Origin of the sequence: Psychrobacter sp. UBA3962 (assembly GCF_002385225.1) — a bacterium.
Taxonomy (GTDB): Bacteria; Pseudomonadota; Gammaproteobacteria; order Pseudomonadales; family Moraxellaceae; genus Psychrobacter.
Genome location: NZ_DGDC01000029.1, coordinates 46,236 through 54,992, shown reverse-complemented (window position 1 = coordinate 54,992; position 8,757 = coordinate 46,236). Strand labels below are relative to the sequence as shown.

Genomic DNA, 8,757 nt, shown 5'->3' with positions numbered 1-8,757 from the left:
TGAAAAGCTAGCACGCAATTTTAAATCTATGCTTTACCTAGCTTGTACTATTATTCTCTGTAAGTTAAATGGAGGACGCGCCCTAATATAGCTCCAGATTTTTCTCAAGATTTTTTGCTGAGCGTCTTACCTAGCTATTGGCAAGAATGGATTTTACCGCTAGTGGGAGGCCCCTTCCTTCTTTTGTTCTTAGCTGAGTGGTTTTATCAGTCCAAAAGGGGCCAAGGTGATAACTTTACCCTACGACGGGCAGTTACAAACTTCAGTCTAGGCGGGTCATACTTAGGGTTTGAGCTGATAGTTCAAGCTTTGGTGGTTATACCTATATGTTTGTGGCTGTATCAATATCGTCTGTTTACTATTGAAGTAACCTGGCTAACCTTTATCCCTATCTTTATTGCCGTAGAGTTCTGTTATTACTGGTTTCATAGAGCCTCACATAGAGTAAACTGGTTCTGGTCAGCTCATGTATTGCATCATTCGGATGATCGAATGAATTTATCAACAGCGATGCGACAGAGTTTGTTGTATTCAGTCACAGGCTGGTGGGTGTTCTTTCTGCCGCTAATGTTGCTTGGCGTTCATCCAGTTTGGGTCTTTTTCTTTTATGCTTTAGATCTTATCTATCAATTCTTTATTCATACTGAAACTGTTGGAAAATTTCCTAAATGGGTTGAGTATATCTTTGATACGCCTTCTAATCATCGTGCTCATCATGGCGCCAATGGAGAATATATTGATAAGAACTATGGCGGGGTGATTATTATTTTCGACCGAATGTTTGGAACCTACGTTGAAGAGGATAGGATTAATAATCCAGTCAAGTATGGAGCGGTTGGTGAACCTAGTCACGATAATATATTTCATTTAATATTCGATGTTTTTATTCGCATGTGAAAGCGGTTTTTTAAAGCGAAAGGCTTTAAGAATAAATTAGGAGCATTTTTTAGACCGCCTTCTGCAAATTAACATTAGTATTGAAAGTGGTAAGAACCCGAGTTTGATATAACAGATGTTATGTGAATGGACTTTGATTGAACGTATTTTAAAATTCAGTTAATAAAAAATTTTCCCTAGATCGTTCAACTATCAGGTATCGTTCAACTGTTAAAGTAGTCTATGCATTGTTAGATAAGCTGATTTACCACAAACAATTAACCAAGCTCGATAGTTGTCAAAACCAGAATAAAACCCCAAATAAAACAAGCCATAAAACTTTAAACATTAACCAAAAAAAAGACTCCCCTATATTTATAGGAGAGTCTTAATTGTTATTTTGCAGGCTTAAACCAGTACTTTAGCTTAAACTGAAATTTTAGTCAGTGACTGGCTAAGCTGATGATTGCGTTAAACTTAATGTTGACCTAAATTCTAAAGGCTGGGAAACGGCTGTTGATCACACTTTCCGCTTCAATCAGATTCATAATCTCATCAGCGATGTTCTCTGAAAGCTCTAGATTAGTAGAGAAACCAACACAAGAAGAGTTAATTTCGCCCAAGACATAGACATCTTTGCCTTTGTCATCGGTGTCTAAAATAAAGTCAGCAGTCCACAATAGTGGCAACGCATAGCCGCCTAAACGAGCTTGTAACATCGGAATACTAGACTCTACTTCGTCGACCATTTCCTGCCATTGCTCAGGCTTATCATAGCGATAAGTGGCGCCAGAGAATAGGGTGGCAGAAAATGCATCAGCAGCCTCATCGGGCTTTTTATGCACCACAGACACCGCTTTATCACGTAGCATTAACACCCGGATTTCGCCTTCTTTAATACGCGGTAAAAAGGGCATATCTAAAATCAGTCCGTTATCACCTTCTAGATACTGATAGCAAAATTCGATGAATTCGCCCAATGTCTTTTCTTCCACATGGTTGTCTAAGGCTTCAGTCAGCTTTAATACCGCATCTTCTGGAATCTCGGCCACGTCTTTATATTTTTTAGGGTCTTTTAATTGAACGCGCCAAATGCCTTCACCGGTAGAGCCACGGTTTTGTTTTAGTACTCGTTCCCCTTTGGCCAATGTGGTTGGGAACTGGTTTTTTAGCTCATCATACTCATAGTAGCAGTAGACGTCTACAGGAACTAACGCCGTGCCTTTTAGGCGTTCCACCACGTTTTTGGCACCATAGTTAATCATGACGTCAGGATGAGGTAAGCCTTTAACGCCTTGGTGTACCAATTCACGTAGCATCTGGAAGTAACCTGTTTCATCTTTTAGATTACCTGGATTGATACGGCTCACATACGCATCGGCTTTATCGATGGTATAACGGTAGATTTCACCCCGATTTTCATCACTATAAAAAATAACCTCAGCGGTCCAGCCCCGAGCTTTCAAGGATTCAATAATAGGGTAGGTGTCGCGGCGATAGCCATATTTGCTCTTATCAGAGCCACCACGAGCTTCAAAAATAACAACGTGTTTTTTCATACTAAAATCTCTGTTAATGCCAATAATTATCTAGGGTTAATAAGCGAATTGCTGATTAATGAGTGAGTCAATAAATAGGTAACTGTATAACTGTGGCTAAGAATGGAATCTATAAGGTATTAAATAAGGGACTAAGGTCATCAAGGTAATACTTAGAGGGGGATGGTTCGAGGTTTGTTTTTTGGAAGGCGCAAGTCTATAGAAGAGTGAAGTAGAAAACAATACAGAAAACTAACTTTTTTAGATTTTTTTCACAGTAAGTTTCTGTGATGCCCCTAATTATGACCTTAGTAACACCAGCGCCCTCAGTGATATCAGCAGTGGTTAAACAATAATAAAATATTATGAACTTATGATGACAAAAAAAGAGGGCCAGCACGCTATAAATAGGGGCGTTGTCTGGTTAAGGGGTTTTACCAAAACAACTTCAGTTAAGGCGCTTACTATTTAACTGTTATGCTGAATATAGCTACTGACTAACTCATTAAATTCACGGGCTTTACCAATATGAGGCCAATGTCCCGCTTGGCTATAGAAGTGGGCATCTGCACTAGGCATGACATTTAATAGCTCCAAGCTACGTGATAAGGGAACCACTTTGTCATTCACCCCATGGATTAGCAATACTGGCAGGGTAAGCTTGGCTAGGCCCTCGAAGTCCAGTGCAAAATGAACACGGTCTCGATCTCGTGCTGCCAATAAGGTAGGCCTTAATCCGCCGGCTTGCTCTTTTAGAGCCGCTTGATAACGTAAGCGTACTAAAGTGTCGCACACCACCGCATCATTACAGATATTTTTTTGTAAGTCCTGTTTAATAAGAGCCTCTGAAAGGGTGCTTTGCGGTTTGGCAGTAGGGGCGGCTTTGGGCTTATCGATTTGCTTAGCCCCGCCCGTCCCGATGGATATCACGCCATAAATTCGTTCGGGATGATCTAAGGCCAGTTGTAAGGCTATCCACCCTCCCAATGAGCTGCCCATTAGCCAAGCTTTCTCAATATTCAAAGCATCCATCAAACGTAAAGTGTGATCACCCCATTGCTTGATGCCATAGGTGCTGTCCGGGTCAATCACCGTTTCGCCATAGCCGATAGAGTCAAAAGCGATAGCACGATAACTCTGACTAAGATGAGGCATATTTTGCCACCAAGTCATGGCTGCTGAAGTGCCTGATCCTGAGCCATGCAGTAGCAGTACAGGTAGGCCCTCGCCTTGATCATAATAGTGGGTGATCTCTTGTGACGCGGTTTGAATCCATTTATCTTCAAGATTAAAAAACTCGTCAGTTTTTAACTTTGGAGGAGATAAGGTCATTGAGTGTCTCGGCTTTTATAGCTATGCGACAAAAGCCCTATTTTAGCTTAATTTGTAACGCTTGAGGCACCTTTTTTATTCATATGCCTTGTTTACCACTGGTTCAGACTAGGTCTGACGACTAAATAAATGGTGTTAAATAAATTACGTAAGCTAATGAATGCAGAAAGCTAAGGTTGTTAAACTAACCCCTTATAAGTGACCGATAATCACCACTAAATCAAAAATATTAGGAATAAAATGCAGCGACGTAAATTCATTAAGTCCATGGGCCTTGGGCTGGGAGCGGTCAGTACTTCAGCTGCCATGAGCGGCTGCCAGACTTTGGCTGGTAATAATTATCAACCCCTCTCCGCTGACACCCCTGTCAAAAAGGCAGGACACTTTAATAATATTGTTGTTGGCAGTGGCTATGGGGGCGCCGTTTGTGCTTTACGTCTAAGTGAGCAAGGTCACCCAGTATTAATTTTGGAAATGGGTAAGCGCTGGGATAGAACTCCTAATCACAATACCTTTTGTAAAATGATCACTGCCGATGAGCGCTCTAGTTGGTTTAAAAACTGGCCAAGTGCTCCGATTCCGATTCCAAGAAGAATAAAAAAATACCCAGGTGTTTTAGATTTGGTTGAGTATGACGAGATAAAGGTATTTGCGGGTCGTGCCTATGGCGGTGGCTCTATCGTCAATGGGGCGATTGCCATTCAGCCAAGACGCTCACATTTTGAACAAACCTTTCCTTGGATTGACAGTGAAGAGATGTACAACACCTTTTTTCCACGAGCCTTAAAACAATTGAAGGTCAGTCAAATCCCAGAAGATTTCTTTAATAATTCGGAACATTATGAGTTTACTCGGGCCGCTGAACGTCAAGCCGATAAAGCAGGACTAAAAACTGAATTTTTTGGCAACAGCTATGATTTTGATTATATGCAGCAAGAAGCCAAGGGTGAGGTGTATCCGTCAGCCCTGGGCGGTGAAGTTATCTATGGTAATAATGCCGGCAAGTATTCGCTAGATTTGACCTATCTAAAAGATGCGGAAGCTACTGGCAATGTGACGGTTAAAACCCTGCGTAAAGTGAATGCTATTAAGCAATTAGACGACGGTAAGCTCGAGCTTGATGTGCACGTAATTAATGAAGAGGGCGGTGTTGATACCATTGAGTATTACAGCTGCGACAAGCTGTTTTTAAATGCCGGCAGTACCGGAACCTCAGAGTTACTATTAAAAAGCCAAGCGGCAGGTACATTGAATAATCTCAATGAGCATATAGGGCAGCATTGGGGGCCCAATGGCAATATCATGACCGGGCGTAACTTCGTGTATGCTGCCGGTGAAGCCCAGTCTACCATTCCGGTGAAGGGAATTAATCTATGGGATGGGGATAGAGGCGGCTCAAAATATAAGATATTTGCTGAGATTGCTCCATTGCCCTTAGGACTTGAGACTTGGACCACTTTGTATTTGGCCATTACTGATAACCCTGAGCGCGGCAATTACTATTATGACAAGGCCTCAGGTACGGTGAAGTTAAATTGGAAGCGCTCACAAAATGAGTATTCGGTTAATGCCGCTAAAGAACTCATTGAAAAGTTAGCCAAAGCCAATGGTGGCCGTCTCTCAAGCTTACTGTTTACCAAAGGCTACGGTGATAACTTCTGCTATCACCCCTTAGGCGGTTGTGTGCTCGGCAAAGCCACGGATGAGTTTGGACGGGTCAAAGGTCATGAAAATATTTATGTCCAAGACAGCGCTTTGATCCCAGGCAGTGCTGGCGTCAACCCTTATGTCTTCATTACTGGGCTTGCTGAGCGTAATATGAGCTATATTTTGCAGCAGGATTTTGAGTTATAAATTTGATAGATCTCTGATTTTTAGATGGTAAACTAAACATTCAGTTAATCTAATCTAGAGTATTAAAGGATTATTAAAGGATTAAAGATATGTTGAAGAAAACCATAATAACTGGACTAAGTATTGGCGTTCTAAGCGCGTGTGCCACCCTCAGTATGGATGAAAAAAAAGACGGCAAAATTAAGTATTATGAAACAGATGGCTCAATGCAAGAGCTGGTATTTGGTAAATACGCTTATACTATTGGCAAGCAACTGAATGAAAACGATGTGGCAGGTTATTTTGTCAATAAGCACACCGGGCGAGAACATAACATATTTAAATATAGTGATGAAAAATCTTTTAGTTTAATTAATCTGAATGGTGACAAGCCTGAAAATATTTCCGTAGTAAACAAAGAGACATTCAATACTTTAGGGAATTGTAATAAAATTAAGTTTTACGAGTTTGGCAAAGGAATTATCGAATCTGCAATATATCAGTCGAATAATGGGTTATGTAATGATTTTCAAAAGCCACAAGGCATTAAAGTTGATTTTGTGACCAATTATTATCCAGATATTAATCAAATGCCAAATGATTTTTTTACAACGTTTGCTAGTGCGAAAATAAGCGCTACGGCAAATAATGAATTACTGAAAAAAAGCTATACTATCACTACTAACGACCCGAAAATTAAGGCCGAAATAGAAACAGCATCCAAGGGCAAAAGAGATAAAGAGCTAGAGGCCGATGTTGCAAAATTAAGAAGCTTTATAAATCATATGTGTCAGAGCAGATAATGTAAAAAACCTAGAAAAGTAACTACTCTTTGAGTTTTCATTTTTGCTAACTGATAGCAGGCAAGTATTTTAAGATATCAAACAAACGATGGAAACTGTAGTTATAAATAGGATTTGCTATGAAACTAAGAATATTAAAATCAGAAGTAACCAACCCCTGGTTTAACCTCGCTACCGAAGACTGGATATTCCAAGAGCTAGACTCTGATACCCACATTCTGTTCTTATGGCGTAACGCGGAGACCGTGGTCATCGGCCGCTCCCAAAACCCGTGGGTGGAATGTAAAACCGATAAAATGGAACAAGATGGGGTTTATTTAGCGCGCCGTCAAAGTGGTGGTGGGGCGGTATTCCATGATTTAGGCAACACCAACTTCACTTTTTTATCGCCCAAAGAAGACTATAACCAAGATGCCAACTTCCAAATCATCGTTAATGCTCTAAAAAAACTGGGTATAGAGGCGACTCAATCGGGTCGTAATGATATGCAAGTGGGTGAGCGTAAGATATCAGGCAGTGCCTTTAAGCATGCAATTGACCGTAGCTTCCATCACGGCACCTTACTGGTTAATGCCAATATGCAAAAGCTGGGCGATTATCTAAATCCACACCCTCTGAAGCTACAAGCCAAAGGCATTAAGTCGGTCCGCTCGCGCGTGGCAAACTTAGTGGACTTTAATGACACAGTTACTCATGAGAGCTTGTCGGAAGCCATTATCGAAGCTTTTTGTGAGTATTACGGGCAAACGGTAGAGGTTGAGGAATTAGATGAGGCCTCCTTAAAAAGCGAGCCTCATCTCAACAAATATTATGAGCAGATGGCGGATTGGGACTGGCGTTTTGGTAAGACTCCGGCCTTCTCACACCACATTGAAACTCGCTTTGATTGGGGCATCGTTGATCTGCATTTAGATGTACAGCAAGCGGTGATTACCGAGGTGGTTATCTTCTCTGATGCGTTAAATGTTGAGCTGATTGATGAGTTAAAGCAGACCTTAACGGATACGAAGTACACCATCGCTGAGGTGCAAGCCAAGCTACAAGCACTGAAGAGAGAACGGACTGATTTGGCCGATCAGGTAGCTGACTTTGAGCAATGGTTGGTCGGTCAGATGACAACCTAGGTCAAGCTGTTATCGGATAGCAGTGATTGTCAATGTAGATCAATAAAATAAGCAAGGAGGGTTTAATGAAAGCGGTCTTATTGGATGAGGAGAGATTTGCTCAAGGCATTGAGTTAACCACGCCTGAAAAGCTTGGTGAGCTGATTCGTTATCGTGGCACTCTACAAGACAATTCGGTGATTATTGAACGTTGCCAAGATGCGGATATCATGATTGTGGGTAGCTTAAGAATTGAGCGTGAAGTGATCCAGTCTTTACCCCATCTAAAGCTAATTCATCTGACCTCTGTGGGCACAAACCAAGTGGATATTGAAGCCTGTGATGATAACGGTGTTAAAGTGTTGAACTCGCCTAGCTTTGCGACTGCAACGGTGGCCGAACATACCTTTATGCTGTTGCTCAATGCCATGAGGGCAGGGGTTAACTATCACAATAAAGTGATGGATGGTAGTTGGAAGCAAAAAGGCAGAGCAGGGGTTATACAGGCTGAAATTGTCGATTTAGAAGGTTTGACTTTAGGTCTGATTGGGCTGGGGGACATTGGTAAACGAGTTTCTAAGATTGCAGAAGCTTATGGCATGAAAGTGCTTTGGGCCGAGCGTAAAGGCAGAAAACCACGTAATAATGACTATACTGATTTTGATACAGTTTTGGCGCAGTCAGATGTCCTTAGCTTACATTGCCCCTTAACTAAAGAGACTAAGCACCTTATTGATGAAGAGGCTATTGCCAAAATGGCTAGAAATCCAGTGGTGGTTAATGTGGCCCGCGGGCAAGTCGTCGACACTCAAGCGATGGCGCAAGCCATTAAAGGTGGGAAGGTTTCAGGTTTTGCCACTGATGTGTTTGAGCAAGAGCCTGCTGATGAGAGCGACCCTATTGTAAAACTGGCGAAACAATCTCACCCCCGTGTCATTTTAAGTCCGCATCTGGGTGCAGGCAGTAGAGCTTCTCAAGTGAAATTATGGCAAGTATTAACTCAGCAAATTAATGAATTTGTTAGCCAAAATTAGCTGCTGCGCTTTGATGGATATTGAAGACTGATAATCATAAAAGGTAGGGTTGATTTTGGGATGTTTGCTAATCATCAACGTAGATTTACACTAGCTAACTTAAAAAAGGGTCAGTCATCTTGTAGTATAGATTGAAATAATAAGGTAGAGAGATTTTAAATCTTCCTGTGTTAAATAATAAGTTAAATAATAAAAATTTATAACAGCTATATTTACCTGATTATTTTATAACTACTAA

At 41.2% G+C, this 8,757-nt stretch carries 7 protein-coding genes; 5 read left to right on the top strand and 2 right to left on the bottom strand.

The window, feature by feature from the left end; genetic code table 11:
* The first annotated feature begins 162 nt into the window (after positions 1-162).
* On the top strand, positions 163-897 hold the full coding sequence (locus B3S92_RS07465) for a sterol desaturase family protein (RefSeq protein ID WP_349678948.1): 735 nt from the start codon (positions 163-165) through the stop codon (positions 895-897).
* A 467-nt stretch (positions 898-1,364) separates the two neighbouring features.
* Here the strand turns inward: B3S92_RS07465 and B3S92_RS07460 are convergent, their stop codons facing one another.
* Both B3S92_RS07460 and B3S92_RS07455 read right to left on the bottom strand, forming a co-directional pair.
* The gene (locus tag B3S92_RS07460; RefSeq protein WP_296204444.1) at positions 1,365-2,435 is read right to left on the bottom strand and encodes a Cj0069 family protein; all 1,071 of its coding nucleotides are present in this window, start codon (positions 2,433-2,435) and stop codon (positions 1,365-1,367) included.
* A gap of 447 nt (positions 2,436-2,882) precedes the next feature.
* Positions 2,883-3,746 (bottom strand): alpha/beta fold hydrolase, encoded by an 864-nt coding sequence (locus B3S92_RS07455; RefSeq protein ID WP_296204442.1) that lies wholly within the window; start codon positions 3,744-3,746, stop codon positions 2,883-2,885.
* A 240-nt stretch (positions 3,747-3,986) separates the two neighbouring features.
* On the opposite strand from B3S92_RS07455, the gene B3S92_RS07450 reads away from it, so the two are divergent.
* From B3S92_RS07450 to B3S92_RS07435, 4 genes are all read left to right on the top strand, one after another.
* Positions 3,987-5,600: a GMC oxidoreductase gene (locus B3S92_RS07450; RefSeq protein WP_296204439.1), complete on the top strand. Its 1,614-nt coding sequence runs from the start codon at positions 3,987-3,989 to the stop codon at positions 5,598-5,600.
* An 89-nt stretch (positions 5,601-5,689) separates the two neighbouring features.
* Positions 5,690-6,382, top strand: coding sequence for a hypothetical protein (locus B3S92_RS07445; RefSeq protein WP_296204432.1), 693 nt, complete (start codon positions 5,690-5,692; stop codon positions 6,380-6,382).
* 119 nt (positions 6,383-6,501) lie between these two features.
* On the top strand, positions 6,502-7,506 hold the full coding sequence (locus B3S92_RS07440; RefSeq protein ID WP_296204430.1) for a lipoate--protein ligase: 1,005 nt from the start codon (positions 6,502-6,504) through the stop codon (positions 7,504-7,506).
* Between the two features lie 65 nt (positions 7,507-7,571).
* The gene (locus tag B3S92_RS07435; protein ID WP_296204427.1) at positions 7,572-8,519 is read left to right on the top strand and encodes an NAD(P)-dependent oxidoreductase; all 948 of its coding nucleotides are present in this window, start codon (positions 7,572-7,574) and stop codon (positions 8,517-8,519) included.
* Positions 8,520-8,757 lie beyond the last annotated feature (238 nt).